This window comes from Streptomyces sp. NPDC012827 (genome assembly GCF_042900905.1).
In the GTDB taxonomy this organism is placed as follows: domain Bacteria; phylum Actinomycetota; class Actinomycetes; order Streptomycetales; family Streptomycetaceae; genus Streptomyces; species Streptomyces gulbargensis.
On record NZ_JBIBBY010000004.1, the window covers coordinates 244,223 to 258,061 of the forward strand.

The 13,839-nt window shown below is 71.2% G+C and carries 18 protein-coding genes and 4 tRNA genes; 10 read left to right on the top strand and 12 right to left on the bottom strand.

What is annotated here, in order from left to right; translation table 11 throughout:
* Positions 1–14 precede the first annotated feature (14 nt).
* The 4 genes from rplK to ACFY60_RS10555 all read right to left on the bottom strand — a co-directional run bounded on the left by rplK (position 15) and on the right by ACFY60_RS10555 (position 2,008).
* Positions 15–449, bottom strand: coding sequence for a 50S ribosomal protein L11 (gene rplK, locus ACFY60_RS10540; protein ID WP_309054883.1), 435 nt, complete (start codon positions 447–449; stop codon positions 15–17).
* 159 nt (positions 450–608) lie between these two features.
* Positions 609–1,499, bottom strand: a complete 891-nt coding sequence (gene nusG, locus ACFY60_RS10545) for a transcription termination/antitermination protein NusG (protein ID WP_388610712.1) — start codon at positions 1,497–1,499, stop codon at positions 609–611.
* A gap of 44 nt (positions 1,500–1,543) precedes the next feature.
* A complete protein-coding gene (secE, locus tag ACFY60_RS10550; RefSeq protein ID WP_309054290.1) occupies positions 1,544–1,831 on the bottom strand; it encodes a preprotein translocase subunit SecE in 288 nt (95 codons plus the stop codon).
* Between the two features lie 104 nt (positions 1,832–1,935).
* Positions 1,936–2,008 (bottom strand) — tRNA-Trp (locus ACFY60_RS10555).
* Positions 2,009–2,212: 204 nt separating this feature from the next.
* Between ACFY60_RS10555 and ACFY60_RS10560 the strand changes: the two genes are divergently transcribed.
* Both ACFY60_RS10560 and ACFY60_RS10565 read left to right on the top strand, forming a co-directional pair.
* Positions 2,213–3,439, top strand: coding sequence for a pyridoxal phosphate-dependent aminotransferase (locus ACFY60_RS10560; RefSeq protein ID WP_388610710.1), 1,227 nt, complete (start codon positions 2,213–2,215; stop codon positions 3,437–3,439).
* 126 nt (positions 3,440–3,565) lie between these two features.
* Positions 3,566–4,588: an adenosine deaminase gene (locus ACFY60_RS10565; protein ID WP_388610709.1), complete on the top strand. Its 1,023-nt coding sequence runs from the start codon at positions 3,566–3,568 to the stop codon at positions 4,586–4,588.
* A 27-nt stretch (positions 4,589–4,615) separates the two neighbouring features.
* Here ACFY60_RS10565 and ACFY60_RS10570 read toward each other — a convergent pair whose 3' ends face one another.
* The 6 genes from ACFY60_RS10570 to ACFY60_RS10595 all read right to left on the bottom strand — a co-directional run bounded on the left by ACFY60_RS10570 (position 4,616) and on the right by ACFY60_RS10595 (position 7,140).
* Positions 4,616–5,713: a UDP-N-acetylmuramate dehydrogenase gene (locus ACFY60_RS10570; protein WP_388610707.1), complete on the bottom strand. Its 1,098-nt coding sequence runs from the start codon at positions 5,711–5,713 to the stop codon at positions 4,616–4,618.
* 17 nt (positions 5,714–5,730) lie between these two features.
* Positions 5,731–6,159: a MaoC family dehydratase gene (locus tag ACFY60_RS10575; protein WP_388610705.1), complete on the bottom strand. Its 429-nt coding sequence runs from the start codon at positions 6,157–6,159 to the stop codon at positions 5,731–5,733.
* 2 nt (positions 6,160–6,161) lie between these two features.
* On the bottom strand, positions 6,162–6,614 hold the full coding sequence (locus tag ACFY60_RS10580) for a MaoC family dehydratase N-terminal domain-containing protein (RefSeq protein WP_388610703.1): 453 nt from the start codon (positions 6,612–6,614) through the stop codon (positions 6,162–6,164).
* 84 nt (positions 6,615–6,698) lie between these two features.
* The gene (gene rpmG, locus ACFY60_RS10585) at positions 6,699–6,863 is read right to left on the bottom strand and encodes a 50S ribosomal protein L33 (protein ID WP_003956487.1); all 165 of its coding nucleotides are present in this window, start codon (positions 6,861–6,863) and stop codon (positions 6,699–6,701) included.
* Positions 6,864–6,951: 88 nt separating this feature from the next.
* Positions 6,952–7,024 (bottom strand) — tRNA-Met (locus ACFY60_RS10590).
* A 43-nt stretch (positions 7,025–7,067) separates the two neighbouring features.
* Positions 7,068–7,140, bottom strand: a tRNA-Thr gene (locus ACFY60_RS10595).
* A 218-nt stretch (positions 7,141–7,358) separates the two neighbouring features.
* On the opposite strand from ACFY60_RS10595, the gene ACFY60_RS10600 reads away from it, so the two are divergent.
* The 4 genes from ACFY60_RS10600 to ACFY60_RS10615 all read left to right on the top strand — a co-directional run bounded on the left by ACFY60_RS10600 (position 7,359) and on the right by ACFY60_RS10615 (position 10,609).
* Complete coding sequence (locus tag ACFY60_RS10600; RefSeq protein WP_388610700.1) at positions 7,359–8,639, top strand: amidohydrolase family protein; 1,281 nt, start codon at positions 7,359–7,361, stop codon at positions 8,637–8,639.
* A 17-nt stretch (positions 8,640–8,656) separates the two neighbouring features.
* Positions 8,657–9,313, top strand: coding sequence for an SDR family oxidoreductase (locus ACFY60_RS10605; protein ID WP_388610698.1), 657 nt, complete (start codon positions 8,657–8,659; stop codon positions 9,311–9,313).
* 322 nt (positions 9,314–9,635) lie between these two features.
* Positions 9,636–10,196: a DUF6313 family protein gene (locus ACFY60_RS10610; protein WP_309057118.1), complete on the top strand. Its 561-nt coding sequence runs from the start codon at positions 9,636–9,638 to the stop codon at positions 10,194–10,196.
* A gap of 2 nt (positions 10,197–10,198) precedes the next feature.
* Positions 10,199–10,609 carry a hypothetical protein gene (locus tag ACFY60_RS10615; protein ID WP_388610696.1) on the top strand — a complete coding sequence of 137 codons (411 nt, stop codon included), beginning with the start codon at positions 10,199–10,201 and terminating at the stop codon, positions 10,607–10,609.
* Positions 10,610–10,664: 55 nt separating this feature from the next.
* On the opposite strand, the gene ACFY60_RS10620 is transcribed toward ACFY60_RS10615, so the two are convergent.
* Positions 10,665–10,811 (bottom strand): hypothetical protein, encoded by a 147-nt coding sequence (locus tag ACFY60_RS10620; RefSeq protein WP_388610695.1) that lies wholly within the window; start codon positions 10,809–10,811, stop codon positions 10,665–10,667.
* Positions 10,812–10,933: 122 nt separating this feature from the next.
* A tRNA-Tyr gene (locus ACFY60_RS10625) sits at positions 10,934–11,015 on the bottom strand.
* A 171-nt stretch (positions 11,016–11,186) separates the two neighbouring features.
* On the opposite strand from ACFY60_RS10625, the gene ACFY60_RS10630 reads away from it, so the two are divergent.
* The 4 genes from ACFY60_RS10630 (at position 11,187) to ACFY60_RS10645 (ending at position 13,830) form a co-directional block, all read left to right on the top strand.
* Positions 11,187–11,678: a YajQ family cyclic di-GMP-binding protein gene (locus tag ACFY60_RS10630; RefSeq protein ID WP_388610692.1), complete on the top strand. Its 492-nt coding sequence runs from the start codon at positions 11,187–11,189 to the stop codon at positions 11,676–11,678.
* Positions 11,679–11,841: 163 nt separating this feature from the next.
* Positions 11,842–12,597 carry an HNH endonuclease gene (locus tag ACFY60_RS10635; protein ID WP_388610690.1) on the top strand — a complete coding sequence of 252 codons (756 nt, stop codon included), beginning with the start codon at positions 11,842–11,844 and terminating at the stop codon, positions 12,595–12,597.
* A gap of 103 nt (positions 12,598–12,700) precedes the next feature.
* Positions 12,701–13,204, top strand: a complete 504-nt coding sequence (locus ACFY60_RS10640; RefSeq protein ID WP_388610688.1) for a methylated-DNA--[protein]-cysteine S-methyltransferase — start codon at positions 12,701–12,703, stop codon at positions 13,202–13,204.
* Positions 13,201–13,830 (top strand): alpha-ketoglutarate-dependent dioxygenase AlkB family protein, encoded by a 630-nt coding sequence (locus ACFY60_RS10645; RefSeq protein ID WP_388610687.1) that lies wholly within the window; start codon positions 13,201–13,203, stop codon positions 13,828–13,830. The genes ACFY60_RS10640 and ACFY60_RS10645 overlap by 4 nt, the downstream gene beginning before the upstream one ends.
* Positions 13,831–13,839: the final 9 nt, after the last annotated feature.

Genomic DNA, 13,839 nt, shown 5'->3' on the forward strand with positions numbered 1-13,839 from the left:
GACGAGGGGGGTGATCAGCCCTCGACCGTGATGCCCATGGAACGGGCGGTGCCGGCGATGATCTTCTCGGCGGCGTCCAGGTCGTTGGCGTTCAGGTCGGGCAGCTTGACCGTGGCGATCTCGCGGACCTGGGCGCTCGTGAGCTTCGCGACCTTGGTCTTGTGCGGCTCGCCGGAGCCCTTGTCCACACCCGCGGCCTTGAGGATCAGCTTGGCGGCCGGCGGAGTCTTGGTGATGAAGGTGAAGGAACGGTCCTCGTAGACCGTGATCTCCACCGGCACGACCATGCCACGCTGCGACTCGGTCGCGGCGTTGTAGGCCTTGCAGAACTCCATGATGTTGACGCCGTGCTGACCCAGCGCGGGGCCGACCGGCGGCGCCGGGTTCGCGGCACCGGCGTTGATCTGGAGCTTGATAAGCCCCGTGACCTTCTTCTTCTTGGGAGGCATGTGCTCTCTCCGGGTCCTAGTGAGAGTGTTCAGCCCGCCATCCGGTCATCCGGATGGAGGCATACCGCACAACGATAACGGGTATGGCGGTGCGGCCAAAAACCGAGCAGGTCAGAGCGGCTTTCGCAGCCACTCTGACCTGATCGGAAACCTGTGGGGTCAGTTCTTCTGGATCTGGTCGAAGCTGAGCTCGACCGGGGTCTCGCGACCGAAGATCTCGACCAGGCCCTTGACCTTCTTCGAGTCGGCGTTGATCTCGTTGATCGTGGCCTGGAGGGTGGCGAAGGGGCCGTCGGTGACGGTGACCGAGTCGCCGACCTCGAAGTCCAGGACCTGGACCTCCAGCTTGCGGGCGGGAGCCGGCTTGCCCTCGGCCTCGGCGGCCTCGCGGGCGGCCTTCTCCTCGGCCTCCGGGGCGAGCATCTTGACGATCTCGTCCAGGGTCAGCGGGTACGGGTCGTAGGCGTTGCCCACGAAGCCGGTGACGCCGGGCGTGTTGCGCACGACACCCCAGGACTCGTTCGTCAGGTCCATGCGGACCAGGACGTAGCCGGGGAGCTTGTTCTGCTTGACGTTCTTCCGCTCGCCGCCCTTGATCTGGACGATCTCTTCCTCGGGCACCTCGGCCTGGTAGATGAAGTCCTCGACGTTGAGCGAGACGGCGCGCTGCTCCAGGTTGGCCTTCACGCGCTTCTCGTAGCCCGCGTAGGTGTGGATGACGTACCACTCGCCGGGCAGGGTGCGCAGCTCCTCGCGGAGCGCGGCGACCGGGTCGACCGGGGCGGCCGGCTCGGCCTCCTCCTCGGTCTCGTCCGCGGTGGCCTCGGCCTCGGCGGTCTCGTCGTCCTCGTCGGACTCCTCGGCGTCGCCGTCGGCGTCCTCCGCCACGGCCTCGTCCTCGTCCTCGACGTGGACGGCCTCGTCCTCGGCGGCCTCGCCCGCGATCTCGTCCGCAGCGTCCGCCTGGTCCTCGTCGGCGGCCTCGACGATGTCCAGCTCGTCCTCGACGGACTCGGACTCGAAGGCGTCGTTCAGGTTCGCGTCAGACACGGTGGCTGCTTCTTCCTGCGATACAGATGGGGTGGAACAAAAAGTCAGCCGAAGACGTACTTGACTGCTTCCTGGAAGCCATAGTCAATCACGGTGACAAGGCCGATCATGATGACGACGAAGACAATCACCACGGTGGTGTACGTCGACAGCTGGCTGCGCGTCGGCCAGACGACCTTGCGGAGCTCCGCGACGATCTGTCGGTAAAAGAGCGCGAGACGGCCCAGAGGGCCCTTCTTTCCGCGCTTGCCGCCCTTGCGGGACTTCTTCTTCGACTCCGCGGCCTCGTCTTCGGCATCAGGCATGTCGATGGAGCCTACGGCGTCCGTCACGATCTCTCACCTGATTCCGGGTCGTGGCCGTGCCGCGCCCGGGTGGAGCCGCACGGCGGTGCAATGAAGACGTACATGCGCACACAACCTGGCGGTGTGTGTAGCAGGGCCGGAGGGACTTGAACCCCCAACCGCCGGTTTTGGAGACCGGTGCTCTACCAATTGAGCTACGACCCTTTGTTGCTGCCCCCAACCTACCGCATCCTGCGATGTGGTCGGTGCGGGCCAACGAGGAGAGAGTGTACGTGGTGACGGGCCCCACGTCGAACAGATAGCGCGCCGACCCGGCGGCGGACGCGCGTACGACCAGGAATGACCGTTCCTGTCCGCTCCGTGAAACCTGTGTGCCGGGCCGTGAAGCGGTCTGGGACGATGGGCCGCATGAGCGCTGCTACCCCTCCCACCGAGCGTCGGGTCTCCGCCCGGATCGGTGCGATCTCCGAGTCCGCCACCCTCGCCGTCGACGCCAAGGCCAAGGCCCTCAAGGCCGCCGGGCGCCCGGTGATCGGTTTCGGCGCGGGTGAGCCCGACTTCCCCACGCCGGACTACATCGTCGAGGCGGCCGTCGAGGCCTGCAAGAACCCCAAGTACCACCGCTACACCCCGGCCGGCGGGCTGCCCGAGCTGAAGGCGGCCATCGCCGCCAAGACGCTGCGCGACTCCGGTTACGAGGTCGACGCCTCCCAGGTCCTGGTGACCAACGGCGGCAAGCAGGCGATCTACGAGGCCTTCGCCGCGATCCTGGACCCGGGCGACGAGGTCATCGTCCCGGCGCCGTACTGGACGACGTACCCCGAGTCGATCCGGCTCGCGGGCGGTGTGCCCGTGGAGGTCGTGGCCGACGAGACCACCGGTTACCGGGTCTCGGTGGAGCAGCTGGAGGCGGCCCGGACGGAGCGGACCAAGGTCGTCCTCTTCGTCTCCCCGTCGAACCCGACGGGCGCGGTGTACTCCGAGGCCGACACCGAGGCGATCGGCCGCTGGGCCGTCGAGCACGGCCTGTGGGTGCTGACCGACGAGATCTACGAGCACCTGGTGTACGGCGACGCCTCCGCCGTCTCCCTGCCGGCGGTCCTGCCGGAGCTGCGCGACAAGTGCGTCGTGGTGAACGGTGTCGCCAAGACGTACGCGATGACGGGCTGGCGCGTGGGCTGGATCATCGGCCCGAAGGACGTGGTGAAGGCCGCGACGAACCTCCAGTCGCACGCCACCTCCAACGTGAGCAACGTGGCGCAGGTCGCCGCGCTCGCCGCCCTGACGGGGAACCTGGACGCGGTGGCCACGATGCGCGCCGCCTTCGACCGGCGCCGCCAGACGATGGTGCGGATGCTCAACGAGATCGAGGGCGTCTACTGCCCGACGCCGGAGGGCGCCTTCTACGCGTACCCGTCGGTGAAGGCGCTGCTCGGCAAGGAGATCCGCGGCCGGCGCCCGCAGGACTCGGTCGAGCTCGCGGCCCTGATCCTGGACGAGGCCGAGGTCGCGGTCGTCCCGGGCGAGGCCTTCGGCACGCCGGGTTACCTGCGCCTGTCGTACGCGCTCGGCGACGAGGACCTGGTGGAGGGCGTGTCCCGGATCCAGAAGCTGCTGGCGGAGGCCCGCGACTGACCCGTCGGAGTTCGGCAGGTCGGCGGCCCCCGGTTCCTCGGAACCGGGGGCCGTTTCTGCGTTCGGGCCGGTCCCGATCGGGGAAAAGGGGTGCCCGGGCCCGTCCGGTTGCGGCAGGATCGGCCGATGGAGCACGTTCACCGCGACATCACCCTGCTGCCCAAGGCCCATCTGCATCTGCACTTCACGGGTTCGATGCGGCCCTCGACCCTCCTCGAACTGGCCGACAAGTACGGCGTGCACCTGCCCGAGGCGCTGAGCGGCGGTACGCCCCCGCGGCTGCGGGCCACCGACGAGCGCGGCTGGTTCCGCTTCCAGCGCCTGTACGACATCGCCCGCTCCTGCCTGCGCGAGCCCGAGGACATCCGGCGGCTGGTGCGCGAGGCGGCGGAGGAGGACGTCAGGGACGGTTCGGGGTGGCTGGAGATCCAGGTCGACCCGACCTCGTACGCCCCTCATCTCGGCGGTCTGATCCCGGCCATGGAGGTCATCCTGGACGCCGTCGACGCGGCCTCCCGGGAGACGGGCCTCGGGATGCGGGTGCTGGTCGCGGCGAACCGGATGAAGCATCCGCTGGAGGCCCGGACGCTGGCCCGGCTCGCGGTCCGGTACGCGGACCGGGGGGTGGTCGGTTTCGGCCTGTCCAACGACGAGCGGCGGGGCCTTGCCCGGGACTTCGACCGGGCCTTCGCCATCGCCCGCGACGGCGGCCTGCTCGCGGCCCCGCACGGCGGCGAGCTGACCGGTCCGGCGTCCGTACGGGACTGCCTGGACGACCTGCGGGCGTCGCGGATCGGCCACGGGGTGCGGGCGGCGGAGGATCCGCGACTGCTGCGGAAGCTCGCCGAGCGGGGGGTGACGTGCGAGGTGTGCCCGGCGTCCAACGTGGCGCTCGGGGTGTACGAGACGCCCGCGGACGTCCCGCTGCGCACGCTGTTCGACGCGGGCGTCCCGCTGGCGCTCGGCGCGGACGACCCGCTCCTCTTCGGCTCGCGCCTGGCGGCCCAGTACGAGATCGCCCGCGAGCACCACGGCTTCACGGACGGGGAGCTGGCGGAGCTGGCCCGCCAGTCGGTGCGGGCCTCGGCGGCGCCGGAGGGCGTACGGGCGAAGCTGCTGGCCGGGATCGACGACTGGCTGGGCGGCTGACGCCCGTACGCCGGTGTGCGCGCGGGCTCAGAGGCCGGTGCCGACCATCACGGGCTCGTTGACGAGGGTGATGCCGAAGGCGTCCCGGACCCCGGCGACGACCTCGCGGGCGAGGGCGAGGAGGTCCTCGGTGGTGGCCTCGCCGCGGTTGGTGAGGGCGAGGGTGTGCTTGGTGGAGATCCGGGCCGGCCCGGTGCCGTGCCCCTTGGTGAAGCCGGCCTTGTCGATGAGCCAGGCGGCGGAGGTCTTCACGGCGCCGTCCTCGCCCGCCGGGAAGGCCGGCGGGGCGACGTCGGGCCCGAGCCGCCCGGCCACGCGCGTGAGGAAGGCCGCGTACTCCTCCGCCGTGAGGATCGGGTTGGTGAAGAAGGACCCGGCGGACCAGGTGTCGTGGTCCTCGGGGTCCAGGACCATGCCCTTGCCGGCGCGCAGCTTCAGGACGGTCTCGCGGGCCCGCTCCAGCGGCACCCGGTCGCCGGCCTCGACGCCGAGGGCGCGGGCGGTCTCGGCGTACTTGATCGGCGCGGAGAGCCCGCCGGCGTCCTCCAGCTCGAACCGGACGCGCAGGACGACGTACCGCTCGGGGTGCTCCTTGAAGAGGCTGTGGCGGTACGAGAAGGCGCACAGGGCGTTGGTGAGGGTGACGGTCTCCCCGGCGCGCCGGTCGTAGGCGACGACCTCGGTGACGGTGGCGGAGACGTCCTGGCCGTAGGCGCCGACGTTCTGGATGGGCGTGGCGCCGGCCGAGCCGGGGATCCCGGCGAGGCACTCGATGCCCGCGAGCCCGGCGTCCACGGTGCGCGCGACGGCGTCCGTCCACACCTCGCCGGCGGCGAGTTCCAGGCGGGTGCCGTCGAGCGTGAAGCCCTTCGTGGCGACGCGCAGGGCGGTGCCGTCGAAGCCCTTGTCCCCGATGACCAGGTTGGAACCGCCACCGATGATCAGGAGCGGGGTGCCGGAGGCGTCGGCCTCGCGGACCGCGGCGATCACCTCGTCGTCGGTGGTGGCGGTGACGAGCCGGGCGGCGGGGCCGCCGAGCCGGAAGGTGGTCAGGGGAGCGAGGGGGGCGTCGTGGAGTACGTGCACGGGCTCAAGAGTACGTATGTGTTGCGCGGCGCAACACATACGTACCTTTCCTGACGTCAGGCGAGCTGGACCACGGCCCGGCTCATGCCGAGGACCTTCTGTCCGGCGCTGGTCGCGGTGAGGTCGACGCGCACCCGCCGGTCGTCGAGCTTGGCGGCGACCTTGGCGCCCACCTCGATGAGGGCACCGGTGCCGTCGTCGGGGACGACGACCGGCTTGGTGAAGCGGACGCCGTACTCGACGACCGCGGCGGGGTCGCCGGCCCAGTCGGTGACGACGCGGACGGCCTCGGCCATGGTGAACATGCCGTGGGCGATGACGTCGGGGAGGCCGACCTCGACGGCGAACTTCTCGTTCCAGTGGATGGGGTTGAAGTCCCCGGAGGCACCGGCGTACCGGACGAGCGTGGCGCGGGTCACGGGGAAGCTCTGCGCGGGGAGCTCGGTGCCGACCTCGACGTCGTCGTAGGCGATCTTCGCGGTCATGGTCAGGCCTCCTCGGGGGCGCGGGAGACGAGCTTGGTCCAGGCGGTGACGACGTGCTCGCCGGAGGCGTCGTGGACCTCGCCGCGGATGTCCAGGACGTCGTTGCCGGCGAGGGACTTGATCGCCTCGATGGTGGAGGTGACGGAGAGGCGGTCGCCGGCGCGGACGGGGCGGGTGTAGGCGAACTTCTGGTCGCCGTGGACGACCCGGCTGTAGTCGAGGCCCAGCTGGGGGTCCTCGATGACCTGTCCGGCGGCCTTGAACGTGATGGCGAACACAAAAGTGGGCGGGGCGATCACATCCGGGTGACCGAACGCCTTGGCGGCCTCGGTGTCGGTGTACGCGGGATTGGCGTCGCCGATGGCCTCGGCGAATTCGCGGATCTTTTCCCGGCCGACCTCGTAGGGCGCGGTGGGCGGATAGGTCCGGCCCACGAAGGACTGGTCGAGCGCCATGGACTCGATACCTCCTGCTGGATCTGTTGCGTCAAACGCCACGAGGCCGCCCCCAGTGGGGACGGCCTCGTGAACGAGCCTGGATTATCGCGTCTCGCGGTGCGCGGTGTGCGAGTTGCAGCGGGGGCAGTGCTTCTTCATCTCAAGACGGTCCGGGTTGTTACGCCGGTTCTTCTTGGTGATGTAGTTCCGCTCCTTGCACTCCACGCAGGCCAGCGTGATCTTCGGGCGGACGTCGGTGGCAGCCACGTGAGTGCTCCTTGACGGACGGATGGACGGATGAACGCATAGAAGAGTAGCCGATCGAAGGACCGACCCCACAATCGGCTACTGTGTGTAGCGGTGACCGGACTTGAACCGGTGACACAGCGATTATGAGCCGCTTGCTCTACCGACTGAGCTACACCGCTTTGATGATCGGGGTCCCGCCCGAAGGCGGGTCCTTCTCACCAGAGCCCCAATACGGAATCGAACCGTAGACCTTCTCCTTACCATGGAGACGCTCTGCCGACTGAGCTATTGGGGCGAGCGAGGAAGACATTACACGGTCCTCCGCCCATCACCCAAATCCGTTTCCCGGCGGCCTTCACGCGGGGCTCGTCCGGCGTCCCGTACGCCACTCGTGGCCTCATCGGTACGACTATTGCGCTCCTCCTCGAAGGCGGCTGCGGGCGCCCCTAGGCTCTGCCCCACGCTGCGTGATCTTGATCTTGGTGAGCCAGCCGCGAGCCCCGGAGGAGCCCGATGTCTGCCGACAGCAAGCAGCCCCAGCCGCCCGACGACGGGGCCGCGGCGACCGCCGAGTCGGGCTCGCTGCTGCTGGCCAACGCGCGGCTCACCGACGGCAGGACGGTGGACGTGCGGCTGGTACGGGGACGGATCGAGGCCGTCGGAACGGCCGGCAGCCTTCCCGCGCCCGGGGCCCGCGTCGACCTGGCCGGCTATCTGCTGCTGCCGGCCCCCGCCGAGCCCCACGCCCACGCCGACACGGCGCTCACCGCCGACGCCCCGGGCCCCGTCTCGTACGCCCCCGAGGAGGTGCAGCGGCGCGCCACCGAGGCCGCGCTGCTCCAGCTGGGACACGGGGCGACGGCGCTGCGCGCGCACGTGCGGATCGGGGACGTGCACGGGCTCGGGCCGCTGGAGGCGGCACTGCAGGCCCGGCGTTCGCTGCGCGGTCTGGCCGACCTGACGGCGGTCGCGGTGCCCCGGCTGCTCACCGGCGCGGCGGGGGCGGACGGGCTGGCGCTGCTGCGGGACGCGGTGCGGATGGGCGCGGGGGTGGTCGGCGGCTGCCCGGACCTGGACCCGGACCCCATCGGGTACGCGGAGGCGGTCCTGGAGCTGGCCGCCGAGCACGGCTGCCCGGTGGATCTGCACACCGACGGGGACGATCCGGCGCGGCTCGCCCGGCTCGCGGTGATGGCCGGCGGGCTGCGGCCCGGGGTGTCGATCGGGCCGTGCGCGGGGCTCGCGCGACTGCCGGCGGAGGTCGCGGCGCGGGTCGCGGACCAGCTGGCGGCGGCCGGGGTGACGGTGGTGTGCCTGCCTCAGGGCGGCTGCGGCGGTACGGAGCGGCGGGGGGCCGCGCCGGTGCGGCTGCTGCGGTCGGCCGGGGTGCGGGTGGCGGCGGGCGGCGGGGCGCTGCGGGACGTGGCGAACCCGGTGGGGCGCGGGGACCCGCTGGAGGCGGCCTATCTGCTGGCGTCGCTGGGCGGGCTGTCGCCCGGGGAGGCGTACGCGGCGGTGAGCGCGCAGGCGCGGGCGGCGATGGGGCTGCCGGAGGTGCGGGTGGAGGCGGGCTTCCCGGCGGAGCTCCTGGCGGTGCGGGGCGAGCGGCTCGCGGGGGCGCTGTCGCTCGCGTACAGCAGGATCGTGGTGCACCGGGGGCGGGTGGTGGCGCGGACCAGCGCGGTGCGGGAGTACTGCGACTCGGCGGCGGCGCTGGACCTGCCGAGACAGGTTCGTCCTGAGCGGCCCGACCGCCCGGACCGTCCCGGGCCGGGAGGCCCCGGGGCGCGCTGAGTCGTACGGTCGTGGGTATGCGCATCGTCATTGCTGGTGGACACGGACAGATCGCCCTGCGCCTGGAGCGGCTGCTCTCGTCGGGCGGACACGAGGTGGCGGGCCTGATCCGCCGCGCCGAGCAGGCGGGGGACCTGCGGGACGCGGGCGCGGAGCCCGTGGTGCTGGACCTGGAGTCGGCGTCGGTGGAGGAGGTGGCGGCGGTCCTGGAGGGCGCGGACGCGGCCGTCTTCGCGGCGGGCGCGGGCCCGGGCAGCGGCGCGGACCGCAAGGACACGGTGGACCGGGGGGCGGCGGTCCTCTTCGCGGACGCGGCGGAACGGGCGGGCGTACGGCGGTACGTGGTCGTGTCGTCGATGGGCGCCGACGCGCACCGGCCGGGCGACGAGGTCTTCGACGTCTACCTGCGGGCCAAGGGCGCCGCGGACGACGACATCCGCTCCCGCCCGAACCTGGAGTGGACGATCCTGCGCCCGGGCTCCCTGACGAACGACGCGGGCACGGGTCTGGTCCGCCTGGGCGCCCACACGGGCGGGGGCCCGGTCCCCCGCGACGACGTGGCCGCGGTCCTGGCCGAACTCCTCGACACCCCGGCGACCGCGGGCCTGACCCTGGAACTGATCTCCGGCTCGATCCCGGTCTCGGTGGCGGTCAAGGACGTGGCGGGCAACTGACGCTCCGCCCGCTCGTCCCCGGACACGCGAGGAGGTCCCCGGTGCGCGCACCGGGGACCTCCTCGCGTGTGGCGCCGCCGGCGTTCGCACGGCCGGGCGAGGGGCTCCGCCGTTTCCCCCGTACGGCCCTTCTGCGCCAGAATCTCCGCACGCCGCCACGGAGTTGCCGTGCGCCGGGCGCCGAACCGTCGCGGTCCCACGGGGGTACATGTTGATCCACGGTCCCATTCCGGTCCCTCCTCAGCTCGACCTCCCACCGCACCGCCAGAGCTTCTTCAGGCGCCTGCGGCGCGTCTGGCGGTCGCGCAAGGCACTGAAGGGGGTGACGCAGTGGATCCTGGACTGGGGGTTGCCGATCACGCTGTGTCTCACGGTGCTGTACGTCTTCGCCGTACGGGCGACGAGTCCCAGCAGCGTCTACCGCGTCTTCACGCTGATCGACGCGCCGAAGCACTGGCTCCTCTGGGCCGCCTCGCTGGTGGGCTGGCTGCTCGTGCCGGCGATCATCGGTGGGTTCGCCGGTCATGTGATCGCCGAGCGCATCAGCCGCGTGAAGCAGATCTCGACCAACACGCTGTTCCAGCAGCGGAAGCTGGGGCAGCGGCTCCGTCCTCCCGGCCTGATCGACAATCTGAGCGCGTACTTCCACGGTGTGTACGCCCGGCAGGACTTCGTGGACGCCTGGGTGCGGGTCGCCCATCGCAACGACTGGGTGAAGGCCCAGGATCACTGGGAGGTCTACGTCAGGGACATGATGTCGACACAGCAGTACGCTCATCTCGACCGGCACGAGTGCCTGCGGCAGGCCCAGAACACCGGGAAGATGGCCCTCGGCTTCACGGCCCGGACCGGCCTCTGCATCGTCTGCGAAAGGAGGCGGTGACCGTGCGTTCCGAGGACGCGGTCGAGATCGTGCGGGCCTCCCTGGCACTCGCCTTCCCGACGGCCAGCGCGGAGGGTCTCAACCGGGCTGCGGAGACCGTCATCCGCTGGGGAACCGAAGGGGTCGCCGACGACCTCAACCCCGAGCTGACCTCCCGGATGCTCCTGGACCTCCTGGAGGTCGCGGACGTTCCCCCCGAGGACTTCCACCCGGCGGAGCCGGACCACCCGCTCGCGGAACCGGCCGCCTACCGGACCTGGTCGCGCACGGAGGGCATGACGCTGCTCCCCCTGCTGCCACGACCCCCCGACGACCCGACGACCCCGTCCGAGCGCCACCCCCGCCGCGCATACCCGCCGGGCCGTGACGACTTCCGCGACCCGGACGGGCCCGGCGGCGCGACCCCGGGCTAGGCAGCCGTGCGTCCCGCCCGGGTCGGTCCTCGCCCGACCCGACCGTCCCGGGCGGTCAGGCGCTGGCGGCCTCGCCGAACAGCTCCAGGATCCGGGAGATCCACTTCCGTGTCTGGTGCCACCGGTTGCAGTACCGGCGGGAACGCCACCACGACCGGTACGCGACCGGCTGTCGGCACCACTTGCACGGCTTCGTACGCATCCTCTGCTCCCCCATGGCCCGCATGGCCCGTGACTCTAGCGGGCGCCTCCGGCCTGGGAGCCACACACGAACAAGACGGCCCCTGATCGCGTTTCCGCAGATCAGGGGCCGTCTTCATCACGTGGCGGCGCCAGGATTCGAACCTGGGTAGGCTAAGCCGACGGATTTACAGTCCGCTCCCATTGGCCACTCGGGCACACCGCCATGGGATCGCTGCCGCGGAGCCGCTTGTCGGCGGTGCTCCCTGGCAACGACGTAAACAATACCTGATCCCGTGGGGTGCTCCGCCACCTGTTTGATCAGGGGTGGGCGCTGTGGGACACCCCCTAGGCTTTGGGCTGTACCCCACAGCATCCGAGCAAGGAGCCACGAGTCATGGCCGACTCCAGTTTCGACATCGTGTCCAAGGTCGAGCGGCAGGAGGTCGACAACGCCCTCAACCAGGCGGCGAAGGAGATCTCGCAGCGCTACGACTTCAAGGGGACCAACGCCAAGATCGAGTGGTCGGGCGAGAAGATCCTGATGCAGGCGAGTGGTGAGGAGCGCGTGAAGGCGATCCTCGACATCTTCCAGTCCAAGCTGATCAAGCGCGGGATCTCGCTGAAGTCGCTGGACGTGGAGGGCGAGCCGCAGCTGTCCGGCAAGGAGTACAAGCTGTTCGCCTCCATCCAGGAGGGCATCTCGCAGGAGAACGCGAAGAAGGTCTCGAAGGTCATCCGCGACGAGGGCCCGAAGGGCGTCAAGGCGCAGGTGCAGGGTGACGAGCTGCGGGTCAGCTCCAAGAGCCGGGACGACCTGCAGGCCGTGATCACGCTGCTGAAGAACCAGGACTTCGACTTCGCGCTGCAGTTCGTGAACTACCGCTGATCAGGGCTCGACCCGCGGCGGCCGCCGGGCCGGCGCGACGGGGGCGCCTGGCCGGGGACCGTTTCGCCGGCCGCCCTCGTCGCGCCGGCGCCGCCGGACGTGTCCGGTGGCGGTTCCGCCCGGGCCGGGCCCCTCTGTCGGTGGCACCTCCTATGCTGCCCGCATGGCCACGAAGCGCACCAAGGTGCCTCGTCCGCTGGCCCGGCAGCTCTACGTCGAGGCCGGCCACCGATGTGCGATACCGACATGCCGCGCGACCCCGCTGGAGATCGCGCACATCGTGCCCTGGCACCGTGTCCGCAGGCACGAGTTCCACAATCTGATCGTCCTGTGTCCGAACTGCCACACCCGCTTCGATCGCGGGGACATCGACCGCCAGGCCATGTTCCGGTACAAGGAACTGCTGCGGCTCTCGGATCCCAACCGCGTGGCACCCGACGACCCCTCGCCCCGAGCCGGTCTCATCCGGGCGTACCGGCTGTTCCAGAACGAGATGACCGCGTGGCACAAGTCGCTCGTCGTCCTGATCCAGGCGGTCCGGCTCTCGTCCGCCGGCTTTCCGACCGGCAATCTGGAGGATTGCCGGCGCGCGGCGTCCGTCGCCCGCGCCGCCACCGACAAGCTGGGTGAGCTGGGGGACGAGGGTGTCACCGAGGCGGCGAACCAGGTCTTCGACCGGTACCGGGACTGGGCGAACGACCTGTTCGACCTCCGGCTCTCCGCTTACGACACGAGCGGGGACGACTACGAGGACCGGAGGAACGAGCGGTTCATGGCCTACGTCATGCTCCATGAGGAGGTCTGCGCGGTGCTGGACCTCGACCCGACGGAGCTGGTCTTCTTCGAGGCCGCGAAAGAGGACCGGGAGCTTCCCCGCGTCCCGCTCGGCACCCGCGGCCTGTGGGAGGCCGACGAGTGACGGCGCCGGCCGGGTCGCTTGTGCACCACCGCCGGCTCGCGCGGTGAGGGTGGTGTCCGAAATCCGCCAGCCGGGGTGCCGTCGGGCCTCGCACACTGGAGGCATGACCGACATCACCGTGTACGCGTACGCCGACGGCCCCCTGGGGGAGATGCTGCTCGTCGGGCAGCCCGCGCCTGGGGGCCGTACCGCGCTGTGCTCGCTGTCGCTGCCCGGGCAGAAGGGCGGGGCCACGGTCCTGGAGGGCTGGACGCACGCGCCGGAGGCCTTCGGGGAGGCCGTGGGGCAGCTGGAGGAGTACTTCGCGGGGCGGCGGGACCGGTTCGAGATCCCGTACGCGGACGCGGGGACGCAGTTCCAGCGGCGCGTCTGGCGGGCGCTGGAGGAGATCCCGTACGGGGCGACCGTCAGCTACGGGGAGATCGCCCGGCGGGTCGGTGCGGCGGGGGCCGGGGTGCGGGCCGTGGGGACGGCCATCGGGCGGAATCCGCTGTTGGTGGTGCGGCCCTGTCACCGGGTGATCGGAGCCGACGGGAGCCTGCGCGGGTACGCGGCGGGGCTGGAGCGCAAGCAGCGGCTCCTGGGGCTGGAGGGTGCGCCGGTGTGACGGAGGGGCTGTTCCCGCGCGAGCGGGCCGAGGTGGCGCCCGGGGCGGTGCACGTGCCGGACTGGCTCGCGGTCGAGCGGCAGCGGGAGCTGGTGGAGGCCTGCCGGGAGTGGGGGCGCGGGCCCGTGGCGTACGAGCGGACCGTGCTGCCGGGCGGGGGTGTGATGTCGGTGCGCTCGCTGTGCCTGGGGCGGCGGTGGGTGCCGTACCGCTACCTGGAGGCGGTGGCGGTCGCGCTGCCGGAGTGGCTGGCGGCGCTGGGGCGGGCCGCGGTGGCGGAGGCGTACGGGGACGACGGCGGGTTCGCGCCGGACACCGCGCTGGTGAACTTCTACGGGGCCGGGGCGAGGATGGGCATGCACCAGGACCGGGAGGAGCGGTCGGCGGCGCCGGTGGTGTCGCTGAGCCTCGGTGACCGGTGCGTCTTCCGGTTCGGCAACGCGGAGGGGCGCGGGCGGCCGTGGACGGACGTGGAGCTGGCCTCGGGTGACCTGTTCGTCTTCGGCGGTCCGTCGCGGCGGGCCTTCCACGGCGTGCCCACGGTGTTTCCGGGCACGGCCGATCCGGCGCTGGGGCTGAACGGCCGGTTGAACATCACGCTCAGGGAGACCGGGCTCAGCTTCTAGGCTGTGCGC

Bases quoted from the DNA above. Each gene is read 5' to 3' on its own strand.
- ACFY60_RS10565 (WP_388610709.1), top strand. From the start codon at position 3,566: ATGGAGCACGTTCACCGCGACATCACCCTGCTGCCCAAGGCCCATCTG.
- ACFY60_RS10640 (WP_388610688.1), top strand. From the start codon at position 12,701: ATGACCGACATCACCGTGTACGCGTACGCCGACGGCCCCCTGGGGGAG.
- ACFY60_RS10630 (WP_388610692.1), top strand. From the start codon at position 11,187: ATGGCCGACTCCAGTTTCGACATCGTGTCCAAGGTCGAGCGGCAGGAG.
- ACFY60_RS10620 (WP_388610695.1), bottom strand. From the start codon at position 10,811: ATGCGTACGAAGCCGTGCAAGTGGTGCCGACAGCCGGTCGCGTACCGG.
- ACFY60_RS10570 (WP_388610707.1), bottom strand. From the start codon at position 5,713: ATGTGTTGCGCCGCGCAACACATACGTACTCTTGAGCCCGTGCACGTA.
- rplK (WP_309054883.1), bottom strand. From the start codon at position 449: ATGCCTCCCAAGAAGAAGAAGGTCACGGGGCTTATCAAGCTCCAGATC.
- ACFY60_RS10560 (WP_388610710.1), top strand. From the start codon at position 2,213: ATGAGCGCTGCTACCCCTCCCACCGAGCGTCGGGTCTCCGCCCGGATC.
- ACFY60_RS10580 (WP_388610703.1), bottom strand. From the start codon at position 6,614: ATGGCGCTCGACCAGTCCTTCGTGGGCCGGACCTATCCGCCCACCGCG.
- ACFY60_RS10635 (WP_388610690.1), top strand. From the start codon at position 11,842: ATGGCCACGAAGCGCACCAAGGTGCCTCGTCCGCTGGCCCGGCAGCTC.
- ACFY60_RS10575 (WP_388610705.1), bottom strand. From the start codon at position 6,159: ATGACCGCGAAGATCGCCTACGACGACGTCGAGGTCGGCACCGAGCTC.
- ACFY60_RS10600 (WP_388610700.1), top strand. From the start codon at position 7,359: ATGTCTGCCGACAGCAAGCAGCCCCAGCCGCCCGACGACGGGGCCGCG.
- ACFY60_RS10605 (WP_388610698.1), top strand. From the start codon at position 8,657: ATGCGCATCGTCATTGCTGGTGGACACGGACAGATCGCCCTGCGCCTG.